Source organism: Rhodococcus sp. 06-418-5, from assembly GCF_002258285.1.
GTDB lineage: Bacteria > Actinomycetota > Actinomycetes > Mycobacteriales > Mycobacteriaceae > Rhodococcoides.
In genome coordinates this window covers 168,652-185,882 of sequence record NZ_NOYE01000025.1, presented here as the reverse complement: position 1 = coordinate 185,882, position 17,231 = coordinate 168,652, and the positions used below count along the sequence as shown (strand labels likewise).

Here is a 17,231-nt window from a genome sequence, read left to right as displayed (position 1 = left end):
GCAGGGCGGGACTGAGAGCGCGCTGAGATCCGGCTATCAGTTTGCCGAGAGTGTGGTGGGATCAGGAGCACCCTCGCCGGGCAACACGATTCGTATCAGCGCGCCGCCCCGCTCGGACACCTCCACTCCGATGGTGCCGCCGTGCTTGACGACCACTTGCCGCACGATGGCAAGTCCCAGACCGGATCCGGGCATCGAACGCGACGCCGTCGAGCGATAGAAGCGCTCGAACACCAGCTCGCGATCTTCCTCGGGGATACCGGGGCCCGCGTCGTCGACCGTCAATTCCAGCAGGCCATCGCCGATCTGCCGCATCGCGATTCGCACCTCACCACCGCTCGGACTCCATTTGGCCGCGTTGTCGAGCACATTCAGCACGGCTCTCGAGAGTCCTGCTTGATCGCCGTAGACGAACCACGGCATCAACGTCGCTTCGAAGTCGATCTCGTTGCGACGGCGGCGTGCTCGTTCGAGACTGCGTTCGACGGCATCGGCGAGATCGACTCGCTCGAACACCGTCTCCGGCGCGTCCTCTCGCGCCAGATCGACCAAATCACCCACCAAGGTGGACAATTCCTGAATCTGCGCCACCACGTCGGTCCGCAACTCGGCCATGTCCTCGTCCGGGATGGACGGCGCTCCTGGGCGTCCTGCCGCGATGAGCAACTCCATGTTGGTCCGCAACGAAGTCAACGGGGTGCGAAGTTCGTGGCCCGCGTCGGCGACCAATCTGCTCTGCCTGCCGCGAGATTCGGCCAGTGCCCGGAGCATCGTGTTGAAACTCTCGGTCAGACGCGCCAACTCATCGTCGCCGGTCACCGGGATCGGCGTCAGGTCGTCGGTGCGTGCCACCCGTTCGGCAGCCGCGGTCAGTCGGGCGATCGGGCGTAAACCGGTGCGCCCCACGGCCATACCTGCTCCAGCCGCCAGCACCACGCCGCAGGCCCCGACGATCAGCAGCACCCACGCCAGGCGGTCGAGTACTTTTCCGGTCGGCAGTAGTCTCTGTGCGACGACGAGAGTGCTGCCGTCCTTGGTGCGTAGTGCCAGTACCCGCTGATCGTCGAGTGTGCGTAGCGACGATTCCTGCTCTCCGCTCACCACAGCGAGTTCGGCATCGCCGATCGGCACCTTGGGCCCGGGCGGGTTGTAGCTGGACATGTCCGGATAGATCAGCGCGACACTGACATCGGTGCTGTACAACGTTGCTCCAGCGACGAACCGCGGGTCGTAGGACACCAGACTGGACTCCGCCAGAGCCGAAGCACGCGAACGCAATTGAGTGTCCACATCGCCGTACAGTGCTCGGGATACCACCGTGTACGCGGCAATGGCCATGACCGCCACCGCAATTGCGACGACGGAGGCCGCGAGCAAGGTCACCCGCCACCGCAGCGACACCGACCGTGTCAGTGGCATCGGTGGCCGCATCGCCGTCGGCGAGGAGCCGACATTGTCGGCCGACTTTCGCCCGAACGAAGCGACCATCACGGGGGCGTCTCGCGCAGGACGTACCCGACACCGCGAACGGTGTGGATCAGCCGCGACTCCCCCTCCGCCTCGGTCTTGCGCCGCAAGTACCCGACGTACACCTCGAGCGCGTTGCCCGACGTCGGGAAGTCGTAACCCCAGACTTCCTCGAGGATGCGACTTCTGGTGAGGACTCGACGCGGATTGGTCATCAGCATTTCGAGCAACGAGAATTCGGTCCGGGTGAGGCTGATCGAGCGTTCGGCGCGCGAGACCTCACGAGTGACCGGGTCCAACGACAGGTCCGCGAACGTCATGGTCTCCGAGTCGATGCCCGCTTCCATCGCGGTACGCCGAAGCAGTGCGCGCAGGCGAGCCAGCAGCTCCTCGAGCGCGAACGGCTTGGGCAGGTAGTCGTCGGCACCGGCGTCGAGGCCGGCAACACGCTCGGACACCGAGTCCCGTGCCGTCAACACCAGAATCGGCAGGTCGTCACCGACACTGCGCAATCGACGGCACACCTCCAGGCCGTCGAGGCGAGGCATCATCACGTCGAGCACCAGGGCGTCGGGACGTGCCGCCGCGACCTGCTCGAGCGCGTCGAGCCCGTCGACCGCCAGGTCCACGGTGTACCCGTTGAATGTCAGCGACCTGCGCAGCGACTCACGCACTGCCCGATCGTCGTCGACCACCAATATCCGCATTCGTACAGTTTGTCCTGGTCGACTGAGATATGTCTGAGAGGGGTGCGGATAGCGACCTAGAGCGTCGGTAGGTGCTTCGCCAGCGGGAGGTTCCACTTTCGCCACAGCGCGAGCAGGCGCAACCCCGTCGCGAGCAGGGTTCCCGCGACCAGACCCACGTTCTCCGGCAGGGTCGCGGCATCGGCCAACACGACGGCCGTCGCACCGAGCATGGCCGGCAGGGCATACAGGTCCCGATGCAGCAGCAGGGGAACTTCGTTGACCAGCACGTCTCGGATCACGCCGCCTGCCACCGCCGTCGTGGTGCCGATGAGAGCTCCCGCCAACGCGCTACCGCCGGCAGCCAACGCGATCGTCGCACCGGTCGATGCGAACAGTCCCATCCCGAAGGCGTCGAGCACCAGAACACCGCGTCGGACCTTGCCCATCTGTCGGTGCGCAACGAACACGACCAGCGAGGCGAACAAGCCGACCGTCAGGTTCGGCCACGTGTCCAGGGACGTCGGTGGGTGGATGCCGAGCAGCAGATCGCGAATGATTCCGCCGCCGATGCCCGTCGTGATTCCGACGACGCAGACACCGAACAGATCCAACCGGCGATGCACTCCGATCAACGCCCCCGACGCCGCAAAGGCCGCGATACCGATCAAACCGAGTACGTCGAGAAGCATCGGATCAGCATGTCATGGTGCTGACAGAAACCTCACAGCAAAACCCGAGGTCGGACCTAGAATCGAGGGGCACCGTCGTGTTCGAAGATTCCGGCTCACCCGAGGAGAACATCATGCGTATCGAATTCAAGAAAGCCGTCGCCACTGTTGCATTGACGGGAGCCATCGCGCTCGGTGGCGGCGCAGTCGCTCAAGCTGCTCCGGATCGCGAAAGAATTCCAGACGTGATCGGAATGTCCCAATCTGCGGCCATCGCGGCCCTGGAGGACGCAGGCTTCGACAACGTCACCGTCAATTACGACCGCCCCGACGCCCGCGTGATCGGCCTCAACTTCCCGGTCGGGGTGAAGGTCAGCGAGAACGCGGAGATCAAAGTGATCGTCATAAGCGACTAGACCAGCCGCACGGCCACCTCGAGTTGTGGCAGATTCCCGGATCACCCCGTTGGGGTCTGCCACCTGAGCGTGACAACCGGCGGCCGATGAGGGATGCGGCGTCGTGATCGGCGTCGCACCCGCGGTGATGGCTGCGCCGAAAAACACCGCCCCATTTTCGCAGGAGATAGTCTCGGTCGTGATGCCGTCCGGCACATTTCCTTCTCGAGCCGAGGTGAACGAATAGGTGCCGATCATCGACAATGCCGTCTACGTCGACGGCAAACGCACTGCCAATCCCGAGAGCCTCGACATCACGTTCGAGTTGATGCGCGAGCGGCACGGCATGGCCTGGATCGGCCTGTACCGCCCCGAGATCAGCGAAATCAATGCTGTAGCAGGCGAGTTCGGTCTGCACCGCCTCGCCGTGGAAGATGCCATTGCAGCCCATCAGCGCCCGAAACTGGAACGGTACGCCGAGCAACTGTTCGTCGTTCTCCGACCCGCTCGATACATCGACGAGACCGAAAAGGTCGAATTCGGCGAATTGCACATATTCCTCGGACCCGATTTCGTCGTCACCATTCGCCATGCCGAATCCCCCGATCTGGCAATGGTGCGCAAGCGGCTCGAAGGATCTCCCGAACTGCTCCAACTCGGCCCCGAGGCGATCCTCTACGGCATCCTCGATCAAGTGGTCGACGAGTACGTCCCGGTGGTGACCGGATTGCAGAACGACATCGACGAGATCGAGGATCAGCTGTTCACCGGCGACCCGTCGGTATCGCGTCGCATCTACTCACTGCTCCGTGAGGTGTCCGAATTCGACCGTGCCGCAAAGCCACTCGTCGAGATGATCGAATCACTCAAGCGCGGTTCGGACAAGTACAACGTCGACGTGGAACTGCAGCGATACCTGCGCGACGTGCACGATCACGCGATCCGCGTGTCCGACCGCATCGAGTCCTTCCGCTCCAACCTGCAGAATGCGTTGACCGTGCACTCGACCATCGTTGCGCAGCAGCAGAACGAGGAGATGCGCAACATGACCGTGGCCAGCCTGGAGCAGAACGAACAGGTCAAACGCATTTCGTCCTGGGGCGCAATTCTTTTCGCGCCCTCGCTGATCGCCGCCATCTACGGTATGAACTTCGAGGACATGCCGGAACTGACGTGGCAGCTCGGGTATCCGATGGCTCTGATCGCCATGGTGATCTGCTCCACTGCACTGTTCGTGGTGTTCAAGCGTCAGAAGTGGTTGTAGTGCGCTCCGCACAGTGGTGCGGTTAGGTGCCCTCCACGGCACTCAGCCACACCACTGCCGCAGGCACTAGGACGAACCGAACACCGGACCCACCGGGATGTCTCGCTCGAACGTCAGGCGGTCGAACTCGTTTCCGTATTCGTCGATTGCACCGATCGTCATCCTGCTGGCGGTGATGCCCGGAATACCCGGCACCACATCGACTCTGACGAACGAGTAGTTGAGAAATCGCACCCGAGACCAGGTGATGGACTCCGCCGACTTGGTGCCGTCCGGTGCCCATACGTAACTGTTCGGGACTGCCGTGTCGGGCAACTCGTTGCCGCGGTAGCTCACGCCCTCACCGTCCTGGAACGTATAGCGTGGACGACCACCACCGCCGACTGTGTAATACACGGTGCCGTCGGTCTTTCCGTTGACCGTGGCGTTGTCACCGGCGACCCGCGTCGCACGGTTGCCACGAATGGGATCGGTGCGCTCGAAGACGTGATTGTGGGCTTGAAGCACTACATCCACCTGATACTTGTCGAACAGCGCAACCCACGCGTCGCGGACGCCGCCGTCGCTCGCGTGCGTCGACGTGGTCGAATACGCGCAGTGGTGGAAGAAGCAGACGATGAAGTCGATGTTCGGATCGGCACGGTACTTCGCCAATGTCTTTTCCACCCAGGTGTTCTGGGCTCCACCGCTGTAACCGGTGTTGGCCTTGATCTCGTAGCTGACGTCGTTCGCGTCGAGCGAGAGAACGGCAGTGTTGCCGTAGACGAACGAGTACGCCGACGGGCATCCCTTGGGTCCGTTGGTCGGCTGATCGAGCCGCGCGGCATGTCCGCCGTAGCCGTTGGGGCTGTACAGCGCTTCCATGTCGTGGTTACCGGTGGCGAACAACCACGGCGCGGTCGATGCACTGGCCTCGATCGCCTGGAAATAGCCGTCCCAGACGAACGGGTTGAATTTGTCGAATCCCTTCGGTGGGGTCTGACCGTGCTTCGCGAACTGCGGCGGCAGACCGGCACCCGACGGGTCCGCGTACGCGATGTCGCCGGCGAGGATGTGGAAGTCCGGGTGCGAGGCCTCGATCTGCCGATTGATGTTGCGCGCGTGCTTGACCGACGGCTCGTTGTCCGCCTTGTAGTACTGGTCGTCGTAGTCGCCGGCAACCAAACCTGGCGGCTGCGAGGGTGTTTCGTCTACGCCCTGATCGCCCATCATCGTGAACCGGAACGGTGCGATGCGACCGGTCGGCAGGGCCGGGGACGCACTCCGAATGTCACTGACGAAGCCGTCGGCGGTGCGCCAGCGGTAGTAGTGCGGCAACTTCGGCGTCAGATTGTCGACCGGCACATGTACGTAGTACTGCTCCGCCGACAGAATTCCGCCGTCGGTCTGCGGAACCTGACTGATCAGGTTACGCACCTCGGCCGACGTCGTAGCGCCGAGTGCGGGCGTGGGGCCATGATCGAGGAAGACACCGGTGAGCCCGGGATTACGAGAGAGCTGTGCCGAGAACCGCAGTTGCGTCGCCGGGTCGTTTCCGAAGCCCATGTGGCGTCCGGCCACGGCCAGCGGGGCGTCCTGCGCGTACGCGGTTCGCGCGAACACCGAGTTCCCGACGCCTACCGCGGCGGCCGTCGCGGCGGCTCCCACCAGGAAATTTCGTCGACTGACGGGGTGTCGCCGCAGGAACGACCGATGCCAATCGTGCTGCTCGGCCATGGTCATGTTCTCGGCGAGCGTGCCCGGGATTCCGGTCGCGACGGTCTCGCCTGCGGGATTGAGCGTCATGCCTCGATGGTGACCGCAGAGCCCCCTCAAGCGCTGAACAGAACCGAGCTCTACGGGTGAACAAAAGGAGAACACCGATGCACAACGGGACGAACGCGGACAATCCCGTCGTGCACGGAACTTCGTAACCCACTACGAATTTCCATGCACGACGGGAGGTCGATCTAGGTCCCCTTGACGTTGAGGATCTGCCGCAGTTCGTGCTCGATGCTCACCAGGTCGCGGGCGTCCTCCATCACGACATCGATCGGCTTGTAGGCGTCGGGAATCTCGTCGATGAAGTCTGCACTGTCGCGAAATTCGATCCCTACCATCCGCTCCCGCAGGTTCTCGTGAGTGAACCGCTTCCTGGCCTCGGTCCGAGAGAACTGTCGACCGGCACCGTGAGGCGCCGAGCACAACCCCGCCTTCGAGCCCTTGCCGACGACCACGTACGAACGAGTTCCCATCGACCCGGGAATGATCGCCTTGACACCCTCGTGTGCGTCGACCGCGCCCTTTCGGGTGAGCCACACGTCCTTCTGAAAGTGGTTCTCCTTCACCGTGTAGTTGTGATGGCAATTGATCCGTTCGACCTCGCGATGGTCGTCGGTTCCCATCCACTCGGCGAATACCGCACTGAACCGGTCCATCATCTCGGCCCTGTTCAGGTATGCGAACCGCTGCGCCCACTTCAATTCTCGGAGGTACTGCCCGAATTCACGGGAGCTCTCGGGCAGGTATGCCAGGTCCTTGTTGGGCAACGGAATCCACCACTGCGCGCACAATCGCTGTGCGATCGCGATGTGCTTCTTGGCGATCTTGTTGCCGACGCCCCTCGACCCACTGTGCAGAAACAGCCATACCCGATCGGTTTCGTCGAGGCACAGTTCGATGTAATGGTTGCCGCCGCCTAACGAACCGAGCTGCTCGCGCCACTGCGGTGAATGATTCAGCTCGACACCGTCCGTGGCCGCCAACTCCTCGAGTTCGAGTAGCTTCGGAGCGGTGAAATTCCACCGGTCGACGCCGACGTTGTAGTTGCCCGGCGACAGCGGGATGCTTGCCTCGATGGCGAGTCGCAGGTCAGTCAGATTACGGCCGTCGACGTCGTCGAGTGTGAATTCTGTTCGTACGCCGATCATTCCGCAACCTATGTCGACGCCGACGGCGGCCGGAATGACAGCGCCCAGCGTAGGAATCACCGTTCCCACTGCGCTTCCCATACCGCTGTGAGCGTCGGGCATCAGCGCGACGTGCGGATGCACGAACGGCATCGACGATGTTTCACGGGCCTGCTCGAGAGTCTTGTCCTCGAGCTGTGAAGCCCAATTGAGCAAACGCAAGCCCACCTTGTTCGGGGGCATGATGTTCCTTCCTGCCCCCTTGCACAAGAGGGCGCTATTCGATGGGTCGATTCACGAGCCGAGCTTGTTTGCCGCAAAAAGCGGCGCATCGCTCCGGTGAATACGCGCGCAGCACAAGGCTCACACCGACTCTCGTGTCGAGAGCGGCACCGGACAGAACGGTTGCACGCATGACCGGAACCCTATCGATCGATCCCTCGTCCACGCGAGCGAATTACTCAGAACGCCGGGCCCTACACACCCCCACCGAATGCCAAGCCCAACAGATACGTCGCCCCGGCTGCGCCGTAGCCGATAGCCAGTTGTCGCAGAGCGCGTTTGACCGGCGGCCCACCGCTGAGCAGTCCCACCACCAGGCCCGTGCAGATCAACGCGATTCCGACGAGGACGGCGGCAACGGCAAGGGCCACAAAGCCTTCGAGGCCGAACAGATACGGCAACACCGGGATGACGGCACCGGAGGCGAAGAAGCAGAAGCTGGCACCGGCGGCACCGAGGCCGGTTCCGATGGACTCGTGCTGGTCGACGTCGGGGGCCATCTCGTCGGCAGGGAGTACGCGCAGTACTTCCGCCGCTTTGGCGTCGGCCTCCTCGTGGGTCATCCCTCGGGCTCGGTAGACCAGGGCCAGTTCGTTGGCGTCGACGTCGAGGTGTTGGACTGCGTCGCGCGCCCCACTGTCCGGCGACGACGCCTCGAGCAACTCGCGTTGTGAACGGACAGAGACGTATTCGCCCGCCCCCATCGACAGCGCGCCGGCGAGCAGTCCCGCGAGGCCGGTGACCAGGACGATCTGATTGGACACCCCGGAGCCGCTGATACCCAGAACGAGAGCGAGGTTGCTCACCAGTCCGTCGTTGGCACCGAACACGGCGGCCCGGAACGTTCCGGACAATCGATTGCGGCCTCGGGCCGCCAGTGCCCTGATGACCTCTGCGTGGATCTGCTCGTCGGCCGTCATCGCCTCCGTCGCGTCGGCGTCGGTGGCGTACGGCGAACGGGTTTCCGCTCGTTGGGCCAGCGCGAGTACGAACACCGAACCGAATCGACGTGCCAACACCCCGAGGATGCGGGTGCGGATGTCACCTTTGAGCGGCATTCCGACCCGATCGCCGAGCAGATTTCGCCAGTGCTGCTCGTGGCGGCCCTCCGCATCGGCGAGTGCGAGCAGGATCTCGCGCTCCTCGCCGGTGCGTCGGCCTGCCAGATCGCGATAGACGGCGGCCTCGGCTCGCTCGTCGGCGAGGTACTGGCGCCACCGCTTCACATCTCGCGCACTGGGTCCATCGTTCATGAAAGTGAAGATAGACCCGTAGCGAGTCAGCTCGGGTCGTACACCCCGGTCTGCACTGCTTTGACCAATCTCCGCGGCACTCTGAACTCTCGGCCCTGAAAACGCACGGTCACCAGATCAGGAGCAACGGCTTTCCATTGCGCGCGACGGCTCCGAGTGTTCGAGCGCGACATCTTTCTCTTCGGAACAGCCATGATTCAGGAGTCCTTTCGGCTTCGTCGGCCGTATCGCTTCTCGAACTTCTCGACGCGTCCCTGGGTGTCCATCACGCGGGCGGCTCCGGTCCAGAACGGGTGTGATTCCGACGAGACGTCGACGACGATCAGCGGGTAGGTGTTGCCGTCTTCCCACTCGGTCTCGCGGGCGGACGTGACGGTGGATCTGGTGAGGAACTTGTTGCCGGTACTCGAGTCCTGGAACACGACCGGGTGGTAGTCGGGGTGGATGCCTGGTTTCATTCTGTTGCCTCTCGTGATTGTTCTGCGTAAGGGGATTCGCTGCTCTCGCAGGGGTCTTCGTGCCACTGCCCGAATGGGTCGTTCCAGGTGGACCAGGCCGCAGGGTCTGCCATTTCGTCGTCGGACACCAACGCCCACTGCAGGGTTCGGTCGATCTCGGTGGGGTCGGCCTCGTGGACGAGGATGACCAGCGACGTGTCTCGATCACCGAACTTCTCGTCCCACCGCAGCGCCGACATTGCCCGACGGGTGGCGTCGACGCGGTCCTGCTGCTCCGGAGTCATTGCGGCAAGCCATTTTCCGGCGCTGGCGACGCGAAGGCCGCCGCCTGCCGATTCGATCCACAGAGCTTCGTCGGGCTGAGTGGCCACCCACGCCCGCCCCCGTGCGGTGACGACGCCGTCGAGCAATACGTCGATCGCCTCGTGGAACCGCTCGGGATGGAACGGCCGCGTGGCGGTGAACTCGACCAGGGTGATGCCGCAATCGACGGTCAGTGGCGGCTGGCCACGCAACAGCGGTGAGTGCGCGTCGCTGATCGCACCGCGTCGCGCATCGGCAGGGACACTCGCGAGAAGTGCCGGGGCATCGACCAGTGCGTCCTGGGACACCCAGACGACGGGAGCATTCGGGGCCAACCGCGCCAGGACTGCGGCGAGTCGGGCGCGTTCCCACGCGTCGACGTCGGAACCTGCGGTCACGACGAGTGCATCGGCGTAGTCGACCTGCCCGACCACCAACTGCGCGACGGTTCGATCGTCGTCGCCACTGGCGACGATGCCTCGATCGGCCAACGCGTCGTCGCCGGTGGCGTCGGCCAACCAGGTTGCGGCGTCGAGGCAGTCGATCACTGCCTCGATGCGGACGTCACGCGAGGCCGGGCCGTCGATCTGCCCGACGACACCCGCAACGACGACGTTGTCCACGGCCCAGCACAGTGCCTCGGGCTCGAGCGCGGGGTCCATGGCGAGCACGATGCGATCGACGTTGCTGCGCGTCGACAGTGCCCGCAACAGTGGCAGTAGATCCTCCCGAAGGGTGCACGAGACGCAGCCGTGCGCCAGCTCCAGAATGCTCTCGTGCGGTTCCTCCCCCAGTACGGACAGTGTGCGACGCACGACTCCTTCGGCGACGCGGCTCAGATCGTGGCGGACCGCGACGGTGCCCGGCGCGAGCAGTGATGTCACGACCGGGTCCATGGCTCCGGTCCAGCCGGAGACGAGGACCATCGGGGTTCGATCGTCCGGTGAGTTGTTCACGAGCACCCTTCTTCTCGACAACGATTGTCATTACCTGCGAATGCACGCTACATTCGAGAACACGCTTTGTCGAAAACGATTGTCATAACGGCAAGAAAGGAGTGCTCATGTCAGCGCACTGCCAAGTCACCGGCCGCACCCCCGGATTCGGAAAATCGGTCTCGCACTCTCACGTGCGAACCAGCCGCAGGTGGGACCCGAACATCCAGCGCAAGACCTACTACGCGCCGAGCCTGGGCCGACGCGTCACGCTCACGCTCTCGACCAAGGGCATCAAGACCATCGACCGCGACGGCATCGACGCCGTGGTGGCCAAGATCCGCGCACGCGGGGAGAAGATTTGATGGGCAAGAGCACGGACGTCCGTCCGATCGTCAAGCTGAAGTCGACCGCCGGTACCGGCTACACCTACGTCACCCGCAAGAACCGTCGCAACGATCCCGACCGACTGGTGATGAAGAAGTACGACCCGGTCGTGCGCAAGCACGTGGATTTCCGAGAGGAGCGGTAGACAGTGGCGAAGAAGTCGAAGATCGCGAAGAACGAGCAACGCAAGATCGTCGTCGCCCGGTGGGCAACGCGTCGAGCAGAGCTCAAAGACACCATCCGCAAGCCCTCGAGCAGCGACTCCGAGCGTGCGCAGGCTCGAGCAGCACTGCAGCGTCTGCCGCGCGATTCGAGTCCGGTACGATTACGCAATCGTGACGCTGCGGATGGACGTCCGCGCGGTTACCTTCGGAAATTCGGGCTGTCCCGCGTGAAAATGCGCGAGATGGCTCACCGCGGGGAACTGCCAGGCGTCCACAAGTCGAGCTGGTAAAGGGAAAAGGTTTCAGATGGCAGTCAAGAGAGCACCGTCGAAGAAGGTCCGCGCAGAGGCAGGCCGTCGACCGAAGAAGAACCCGTTGAACGCCGCCAAGGTGACCACGGTGGACTACAAGGACATCAACCTCCTTCGTCAGTTCATCTCGGACCGCGGCAAGATCCGCAGCCGTCGGGTCACCGGGCTCACCCCGCAGCAGCAGCGCCAGGTCGCTGTCGCAGTGAAGAACGCTCGTGAAATGGCATTGCTGCCGTTCACCAGCCGCTGATCCACACTTTCTTTCGGAGAGGCCACGTAGCCATCGGCTACGTGGCCTCTCTGTCGTTCCCGATCCAGAGATGAGCAGTTCGTAGATGTCCGGCGTCCTCGAGGGCTTCACCGTCATCTTCGTCGTCATCGCCCTGGGCTACCTCCTCGCCCACTTGAAGGTGCTCGGCGAGCACGGCCAGTTCGTCCTCAGCCGTCTCGTCTTCTTCGTCGCGACCCCTGCGTTGCTGTTCGTCACGTTGGCGAACTCGGACCTGTCGGTCATCCTCTCGCCCGTGTTGGCCGTCGCCGGTTCCACGGCACTGCTCGTCGGAGCGATCTATTTCGTCATAGCCAAGCTCGCCCTGAAACGGACCGTGCCCGACGCGACCGTCGGCGCACTGGCTAGTTCGTACGTCAACGCCGCCAACCTGGGCATCCCGATCGCCGTGTTCGTACTGGGCGACGCGAACTTCGTGGCTCCTCTGCTGCTGTTCCAGATCATGATCTACACCCCGATCGCGGTGACGATTCTCGACATCTCCACCAAGGTCGACAAGGTTTCCCTGTTCAAGACCGTCACGACGCCGTTCCGCAACCCGATCGTGTTGGCCGGCGCAGCGGGACTGGTGCTGTCGATCACCGGACTCGAGCTGCCCGAGGCACTGATGCAGCCGTTCCAACTCGTCGGGAATGCGTCGGTCCCCGGCGCGTTGCTCGCCTTCGGCCTGTCCCTCTACGGTGCCCGGGTGCTGCAGAAGGGCATCAGCCCGCGGCGGGACGTCGCTCTGGCCACGGTCTTCAAGATGGCACTCCAGCCCCTGCTCGGCTACCTCATGGCCCGGTTCGTCTTCGGTCTGGACGGGCACGATCTGTTCGCCATCGTCGTGGTGTCGGCACTACCGACAGCGCAGAACGTGTTCGTCTTCGCCAGCCGCTACCAGCGCGGTGTTGTGCTCGCCCGAGACACCGCGTTCGTGACCACACTCGTCTCGATCCCCGTCATAGCGCTCGTGACGGTCTTCCTCGCATGAGCCGAACACAAAGGTTCTCCTCAGCTCCCGGCGCTACGTTGGATTCATGAGGTTTCTCGCTGCAGGTGTCATGTTGTGCCTGCTGCTGGTCGGCTGCAGCACCGCCTCCGGTGGCGACGAGGACACAACCCCGACAGTCGGTTCCACCTCCCCTGTGGGGTTCGCCCAACAACCCAGCGCCCCTCCGGTTCCGCACGAGGTGCCCGTCGGCGACGTCGGCACGATGTTCGAGCCGACGGCCGATCTGATCCGCGCCACCACCACCCCGTTCGAGTCGTGGAGCCAGATCTCCCCCAACACCATCGCGGTCCACTTCGTCACCGGCACTCCCGAGTGCTACGGAGCCGATGCGTCGGTCACCGAGACCGACACCACCGTCACCATCGAACTGCGTACCGGCACCCGCCCCGACGCCGCGGACAAGTCCTGCATCATGGTTGCCGTCTACGCCACCATGCAGATAACTCTCGCGTCACCGCTCGGGAGCCGCACCATCCTGAATGCGGCCTGACCCAGGCTTCGGTAGTGTCCGGCCAGTGAGCGATCATCTCCCCGACCGAGATCGGAGCCGGATTCGCGCAGCCGATGCGGACAGGAACCTCGTCGCGCAGTTGCTGAGCGATGCTTTCGCGAACGGCCAACTGACCGTGAGCGAATACGACGAGCGCACCGCCGCGGTGTACCAGGCGAAGACCTACGGAGAACTCGACCTGCTGACCGGCGACCTGGTGCTCTCCCCGCCCCCGGCGGCCGCGCCGCCCGGTGGCTCCTCGAACGACCGCGTGATCGCGATCATGAGCGGTGCTGTGCGGAAAGGACAGTGGACCCCCGCGGCGCGCATCGACGCGTTCGCCTTCTGGGGCGGTATCGAACTCGACCTACGCCGCGCGTCGTTCGCCGCCGAAGAAACCACCATCAACTGCGTCGCCATCATGGGCGGCATCGAGGTCACCGTGCCACCCGGAGTGAGCGTCGAAGTCCGCGGCATGGGCATCATGGGCGGCTTCGAACACGTCAGCGCGACGCACCCCGGCGCTCCGCGCGTGATCATCACCGGTTTCGCCTTCTGGGGTGGCGTATCGGTGGAGATCAAGGCAGCGGAGAAGTAGCTACGATCGCCGACGCTTGAGGTAGTCGGTCACCACCGCAGCACCGAGTCCGTCGAGATCCGGCGCGATGACGCGTCCGCCCACCCGCTCGGCCATCTTGTCCACCACTCGCGCGAGGCCTGGATCGTCGCCGAGCCGGAAGATCGTCACCTGCGCACCCAGTTTGGCGACGGTATCGAGTTCGCGGACGGTCAACCCGAGGGTCTTCGACGACGGCGGATAGTCGAAGTACGCGTGGCCGTCGGGCTCGAGGTGCGCCGTCGGCTCACCGTCGGTCACGATCAGCACCACCGGTTGCGCATTGGGATGACGTCGCAGATGCCGAACCGCAAGCATCAGCGCGTGGTGCAGATTGGTGCCCTGGTCGTAGGCACCGTCCAACCCGGCCAGCTCGGAGGCCGTCAATGTCTGTGCGTGCCTGCCGAATCCGATCAGTTGCAGATCGTCTCCGCGAAATCGAGTGCTCACCAGGTGATTGAGTGCAAGTGCCGTGCGCTTCATGGGCACCCAACGACCGTCCATCACCATCGAGAACGACGTGTCGACCAGCAGTGCCACGGCAGCCTGCGTTCGCGTCTCGGTCTCGCTGATCTCGACATCGGTCACCTGCAACTGCACCGGGAAACCGGATCCTGTTGCTGCTGAACGCAGTACCGCATTGTTGACCGTGCGGGTGACGTCCCACGGCTCGGTGTCACCGAACTCCCACGCCCGCGACGCACCGGTGGGCTCACCCATCGCGCCTGCCTTGCGCGTGTCTCGCTCGCCGCCGCGTCGGGACAGCTTTCCCGCCACATCCTTCAGCGCCGACTGCCCCAACTGCCGCATCGCCTTCGGCGACAGACGCCATTGACCGTCGGCACCCTTGTCCATGAAACCTTGCTGCTGCAGCGCCTTTTCGAGCTCGGAGAGCATCCGCGCATCGGCCGCGGCCTCCGGCCCCAGTTGCTTCAGCAACGCATCGGCGTCGATGTCGTCCAGGGCAGCCCCGTTGTACTGCTGTGAGAGTTGATTCCCCAGGTTCTCGAGGTCCGCGATGTCCTGGAGTGCACCGGTGCCGTCGCCGAGTCCCATCCCGTTCTCGCCGCGGAAGTTCTGCGAGCCGTCCCAATCCTCACCGGGCCGGGCCTGCTGCAGATTCTGATCGAGCTGATCGAGCTGGCTGAGAAGGTTCGAGTCCCCGAAGGCCTGCTGCGCCAACGCATCGAGCTCTGCCCGCTGCTCGGGACTCAGCGAATTACGGAGCCGCTGGGCGGCCGCGGCTCGCTGGGCCAGGGAGTCCAACAGCTCCTCGACGCTCGACGGATTCTCCGGGAAGTGCTGCCCGTGCTTGTCCATGAACTGCTCGAACTGCTCATCGGTGTCCTCGCCCTTGTTGTGGGCGTCGAGTAACTCGTTGAGGTCTTTCAGCATCTCGCTGATGGCCTGACGGTCCTCGTCGGTAGCACCTTCGAGGGCCTGCTTCATACCCGCGAAACGCTGGTCCAGCATCTCGCGTCCGAGCAGATCCTTGATCTTCTCGTAGTTCTCGCGTGCCTCCGACGAACGCCAGTCGTAGTCCGAAAGCTCCTGCACTGCTTGCGCTGTGGACGGTGACAGGTCACCGATCTGCATCTCCTGGAACCGTGCGTCGTCGTCGAGAGCGCGCGCCAAGGCCTTGCGCTCCTCGAGCACTGCCTTGTCCAGCAACTCCCGCACTTCCTGCAGGGTGCCGTCGAGGTTGTTCTTCTTCAACAGGTCTCGTCGACGCTTGGCGGCCTGGGCTGCCAGGTCGTCGAGCCCTCGCATGTTCTTGGTCCCGCGGCGCAGCATCTCCTGCAGTGCCCGACGGGGCGACGCGCCCTCGAGCACGTCCTCACCGATGGCGTCGAGTGCCTCGCGCAGATCCACTGGTGGCGCAAGGGGATCCGGTCCGTCGTGATAGCGCCCGTATCTGGAGCGACGCATCAGCTGTACACCGTCTGACCGTCGTCGTCGGGATCCTTGGAGATCCGGCGCGCCAGGTACAGCCCTTCGAGTGCGAGTTCGACCGCGGCGGCCTTCTCGCCGTCCGAGGTGGCGTTCAGTCGCTCGTGGATGTCGCCGATCACCTCGACGTCGGGCAACTCGTCGAGCAACGCCTTGGCGGTGATGCGGTCGCCGGTGACGATGGGTTCGCCCGTCTCGACCGCCGTCACCAGCGCTGCGAGGTTGATTCCGCCGAGGTGAGCTCGAACGGTGTCGGCAGTCGCCCGGCGCAACATGTGCTCGAGGACCTCGATTTCACGGCCTTCCTCACCCGACTCGAACTCGACCTTGCCGCGCAGCACCTCGATGATGGTGCCGAGATCGACCGGCCGCGCCACGGGCTCGGCCTCGCCGAGTATCGCTGCTCGGTGAACGGCTGCGGCAGCGATGGTTTCGGCCGCTGCGATAGCGAAGCGAGCGGAGACGCCGGACCGCTGATCTACCGACGGCGACTCGCGCAGCAGCCGGGTGAATCGAGCCAGCACCTCGAGCAGATAGGTGGGAACAGCTGCCTGCAGCTCCGCCTCCTGGTCGATGACGGCCACTTCGGCATCGAGCTCGAGGGGGTAGTGCGTCCTGATCTCCGCGCCGAAGCGGTCCTTGAGCGGGGTGATGATGCGTCCGCGATTGGTGTAGTCCTCGGGGTTCGCGCTCGCCACCAGCATGACGTCGAGAGGCAGACGCAGCGTGTAACCGCGGACCTGGATGTCGCGCTCCTCCATGACGTTGAGCAGCGAGACCTGAATGCGCTCGGCGAGGTCGGGCAGCTCGTTGATCGCCACGATGCCGCGGTGGCTGCGGGGCACGAGTCCGAAGTGGATCGTCTCGGGATCGCCGAGGCTGCGACCTTCGGCCACCTTGACGGGATCGACGTCACCGACGAGGTCCGCCACCGAGGTATCCGGGGTCGCGAGCTTCTCGGCGTACCGCTCGCTGCAATGACGCCACTCGACGGGCAGGTCGTCGCCGAGTTCGGTGGCCTTGCGAATGCTGGCGGGGGTGATCGGCTCGTACGGATGCTCTCCGAGTTCGGCTCCGGCGATCACCGGCACCCACTCGTCGAGCAGAAGATTCAGGGTGCGCAGCAGACGCGTCTTGCCCTGACCGCGCTCGCCGAGCAGCACAACATCGTGACCGGCCAGAATCGCGCGCTCGAACTGCGGCAACACCGTCGATCCGAAACCGACGATCCCCGGCCACGGATCGGTGCCGTCACGCAATGCCTTCAGAAGATTTTCCCGCAGCTCTTCCTTGATCGACCGCTGCCGATGTCCGGATGCCTTGAGTTCGCCGAGTGTGGAGATGCCAGGTTTGGTAGAGGTCACTTCTCCACGCTACGAGCGTTTGGCCGATGCTGCCATGCAGTGACGAACACCCGTTCTGCCGAGC

General features: G+C 64.1%; 20 protein-coding genes. 9 read left to right on the top strand and 11 right to left on the bottom strand.

Annotation, left to right across the window (positions count from 1 at the left end):
* Positions 1 to 36 precede the first annotated feature (36 nt).
* The 3 genes from CH274_RS19490 to CH274_RS19480 are packed head-to-tail and all read right to left on the bottom strand — an operon-like array spanning position 37 to position 2,845.
* Positions 37 to 1,488, bottom strand: a complete 1,452-nt coding sequence (locus tag CH274_RS19490) for a HAMP domain-containing sensor histidine kinase (RefSeq protein WP_032395746.1) — start codon at positions 1,486 to 1,488, stop codon at positions 37 to 39.
* Entirely contained in the window at positions 1,488 to 2,174 is a 687-nt protein-coding gene (locus tag CH274_RS19485) for a response regulator transcription factor (RefSeq protein ID WP_032395747.1), read from the bottom strand. Before CH274_RS19485 ends, CH274_RS19490 begins: the two co-directional genes overlap by 1 nt.
* Positions 2,175 to 2,230: 56 nt before the next feature.
* A complete protein-coding gene (locus CH274_RS19480) occupies positions 2,231 to 2,845 on the bottom strand; it encodes a trimeric intracellular cation channel family protein (RefSeq protein ID WP_032395748.1) in 615 nt (204 codons plus the stop codon).
* Positions 2,846 to 2,922: 77 nt separating this feature from the next.
* Here CH274_RS19480 and CH274_RS19475 point away from each other — a divergent pair, with 77 nt between their 5' ends.
* On the top strand, positions 2,923 to 3,240 hold the full coding sequence (locus CH274_RS19475; RefSeq protein ID WP_032395749.1) for a PASTA domain-containing protein: 318 nt from the start codon (positions 2,923 to 2,925) through the stop codon (positions 3,238 to 3,240).
* A 226-nt stretch (positions 3,241 to 3,466) separates the two neighbouring features.
* A complete protein-coding gene (locus tag CH274_RS19470; protein WP_032396242.1) occupies positions 3,467 to 4,483 on the top strand; it encodes a magnesium and cobalt transport protein CorA in 1,017 nt (338 codons plus the stop codon).
* A 66-nt stretch (positions 4,484 to 4,549) separates the two neighbouring features.
* Here CH274_RS19470 and CH274_RS19465 read toward each other — a convergent pair whose 3' ends face one another.
* The 6 genes from CH274_RS19465 to mrf form a co-directional block, all read right to left on the bottom strand.
* Complete coding sequence (locus CH274_RS19465) at positions 4,550 to 6,268, bottom strand: metallophosphoesterase (RefSeq protein ID WP_094658554.1); 1,719 nt, start codon at positions 6,266 to 6,268, stop codon at positions 4,550 to 4,552.
* A 164-nt stretch (positions 6,269 to 6,432) separates the two neighbouring features.
* Positions 6,433 to 7,614, bottom strand: coding sequence for an RtcB family protein (locus CH274_RS19460; RefSeq protein ID WP_094631288.1), 1,182 nt, complete (start codon positions 7,612 to 7,614; stop codon positions 6,433 to 6,435).
* 233 nt (positions 7,615 to 7,847) lie between these two features.
* Positions 7,848 to 8,906: a VIT1/CCC1 transporter family protein gene (locus CH274_RS19455; RefSeq protein ID WP_032395751.1), complete on the bottom strand. Its 1,059-nt coding sequence runs from the start codon at positions 8,904 to 8,906 to the stop codon at positions 7,848 to 7,850.
* A gap of 26 nt (positions 8,907 to 8,932) precedes the next feature.
* Positions 8,933 to 9,100 carry a 50S ribosomal protein L32 gene (rpmF, locus tag CH274_RS19450; RefSeq protein WP_032388658.1) on the bottom strand — a complete coding sequence of 56 codons (168 nt, stop codon included), beginning with the start codon at positions 9,098 to 9,100 and terminating at the stop codon, positions 8,933 to 8,935.
* 3 nt (positions 9,101 to 9,103) lie between these two features.
* Positions 9,104 to 9,364 (bottom strand): type B 50S ribosomal protein L31, encoded by a 261-nt coding sequence (locus tag CH274_RS19445; RefSeq protein ID WP_032395752.1) that lies wholly within the window; start codon positions 9,362 to 9,364, stop codon positions 9,104 to 9,106.
* Positions 9,361 to 10,593: a ribosome hibernation factor-recruiting GTPase MRF gene (gene mrf, locus CH274_RS19440; RefSeq protein WP_094658765.1), complete on the bottom strand. Its 1,233-nt coding sequence runs from the start codon at positions 10,591 to 10,593 to the stop codon at positions 9,361 to 9,363. The genes CH274_RS19445 and mrf overlap by 4 nt, the downstream gene beginning before the upstream one ends.
* 137 nt (positions 10,594 to 10,730) lie before the next feature.
* Between mrf and rpmB the strand changes: the two genes are divergently transcribed.
* From rpmB to CH274_RS19405, 7 genes are all read left to right on the top strand, one after another.
* Complete coding sequence (gene rpmB, locus CH274_RS19435) at positions 10,731 to 10,967, top strand: 50S ribosomal protein L28 (protein WP_032395753.1); 237 nt, start codon at positions 10,731 to 10,733, stop codon at positions 10,965 to 10,967.
* Positions 10,964 to 11,134, top strand: coding sequence for a 50S ribosomal protein L33 (rpmG, locus tag CH274_RS19430; RefSeq protein ID WP_170944568.1), 171 nt, complete (start codon positions 10,964 to 10,966; stop codon positions 11,132 to 11,134). The genes rpmB and rpmG overlap by 4 nt, the downstream gene beginning before the upstream one ends.
* A gap of 3 nt (positions 11,135 to 11,137) precedes the next feature.
* Complete coding sequence (gene rpsN, locus CH274_RS19425; protein WP_032395754.1) at positions 11,138 to 11,443, top strand: 30S ribosomal protein S14; 306 nt, start codon at positions 11,138 to 11,140, stop codon at positions 11,441 to 11,443.
* Positions 11,444 to 11,459: 16 nt separating this feature from the next.
* Positions 11,460 to 11,714, top strand: a complete 255-nt coding sequence (rpsR, locus tag CH274_RS19420) for a 30S ribosomal protein S18 (RefSeq protein WP_008719028.1) — start codon at positions 11,460 to 11,462, stop codon at positions 11,712 to 11,714.
* A gap of 85 nt (positions 11,715 to 11,799) precedes the next feature.
* Positions 11,800 to 12,726: an AEC family transporter gene (locus CH274_RS19415; RefSeq protein ID WP_032395755.1), complete on the top strand. Its 927-nt coding sequence runs from the start codon at positions 11,800 to 11,802 to the stop codon at positions 12,724 to 12,726.
* A gap of 46 nt (positions 12,727 to 12,772) precedes the next feature.
* The gene (locus tag CH274_RS19410) at positions 12,773 to 13,237 is read left to right on the top strand and encodes a hypothetical protein (RefSeq protein ID WP_032395756.1); all 465 of its coding nucleotides are present in this window, start codon (positions 12,773 to 12,775) and stop codon (positions 13,235 to 13,237) included.
* 25 nt (positions 13,238 to 13,262) lie between these two features.
* Entirely contained in the window at positions 13,263 to 13,835 is a 573-nt protein-coding gene (locus CH274_RS19405) for a DUF1707 SHOCT-like domain-containing protein (RefSeq protein WP_094631224.1), read from the top strand.
* Here CH274_RS19405 and CH274_RS19400 read toward each other — a convergent pair whose 3' ends face one another.
* Positions 13,836 to 15,782, bottom strand: a complete 1,947-nt coding sequence (locus CH274_RS19400; protein WP_094645645.1) for a vWA domain-containing protein — start codon at positions 15,780 to 15,782, stop codon at positions 13,836 to 13,838.
* A complete protein-coding gene (locus CH274_RS19395) occupies positions 15,782 to 17,167 on the bottom strand; it encodes an ATP-binding protein (protein ID WP_094658552.1) in 1,386 nt (461 codons plus the stop codon). Before CH274_RS19395 ends, CH274_RS19400 begins: the two co-directional genes overlap by 1 nt.
* Between the last annotated feature and the right edge of the window lie 64 nt (positions 17,168 to 17,231).

Excerpts from the sequence above, each read along its gene's own strand:
- CH274_RS19490 (WP_032395746.1), bottom strand. The coding sequence starts at position 1,488 with ATGGTCGCTTCGTTCGGGCGAAAGTCGGCCGACAATGTCGGCTCCTCG.
- CH274_RS19485 (WP_032395747.1), bottom strand. The coding sequence starts at position 2,174 with ATGCGGATATTGGTGGTCGACGACGATCGGGCAGTGCGTGAGTCGCTG.
- CH274_RS19480 (WP_032395748.1), bottom strand. The coding sequence starts at position 2,845 with ATGCTTCTCGACGTACTCGGTTTGATCGGTATCGCGGCCTTTGCGGCG.
- CH274_RS19465 (WP_094658554.1), bottom strand. The coding sequence starts at position 6,268 with ATGACGCTCAATCCCGCAGGCGAGACCGTCGCGACCGGAATCCCGGGC.
- CH274_RS19460 (WP_094631288.1), bottom strand. The coding sequence starts at position 7,614 with ATGCCCCCGAACAAGGTGGGCTTGCGTTTGCTCAATTGGGCTTCACAG.
- CH274_RS19455 (WP_032395751.1), bottom strand. The coding sequence starts at position 8,906 with ATGAACGATGGACCCAGTGCGCGAGATGTGAAGCGGTGGCGCCAGTAC.
- rpmF (WP_032388658.1), bottom strand. The coding sequence starts at position 9,100 with ATGGCTGTTCCGAAGAGAAAGATGTCGCGCTCGAACACTCGGAGCCGT.
- CH274_RS19445 (WP_032395752.1), bottom strand. The coding sequence starts at position 9,364 with ATGAAACCAGGCATCCACCCCGACTACCACCCGGTCGTGTTCCAGGAC.
- mrf (WP_094658765.1), bottom strand. The coding sequence starts at position 10,593 with ATGGTCCTCGTCTCCGGCTGGACCGGAGCCATGGACCCGGTCGTGACA.
- rpmB (WP_032395753.1), top strand. The coding sequence starts at position 10,731 with ATGTCAGCGCACTGCCAAGTCACCGGCCGCACCCCCGGATTCGGAAAA.
- rpsR (WP_008719028.1), top strand. The coding sequence starts at position 11,460 with ATGGCAGTCAAGAGAGCACCGTCGAAGAAGGTCCGCGCAGAGGCAGGC.
- CH274_RS19415 (WP_032395755.1), top strand. The coding sequence starts at position 11,800 with ATGTCCGGCGTCCTCGAGGGCTTCACCGTCATCTTCGTCGTCATCGCC.
- CH274_RS19410 (WP_032395756.1), top strand. The coding sequence starts at position 12,773 with ATGAGGTTTCTCGCTGCAGGTGTCATGTTGTGCCTGCTGCTGGTCGGC.
- CH274_RS19400 (WP_094645645.1), bottom strand. The coding sequence starts at position 15,782 with ATGCGTCGCTCCAGATACGGGCGCTATCACGACGGACCGGATCCCCTT.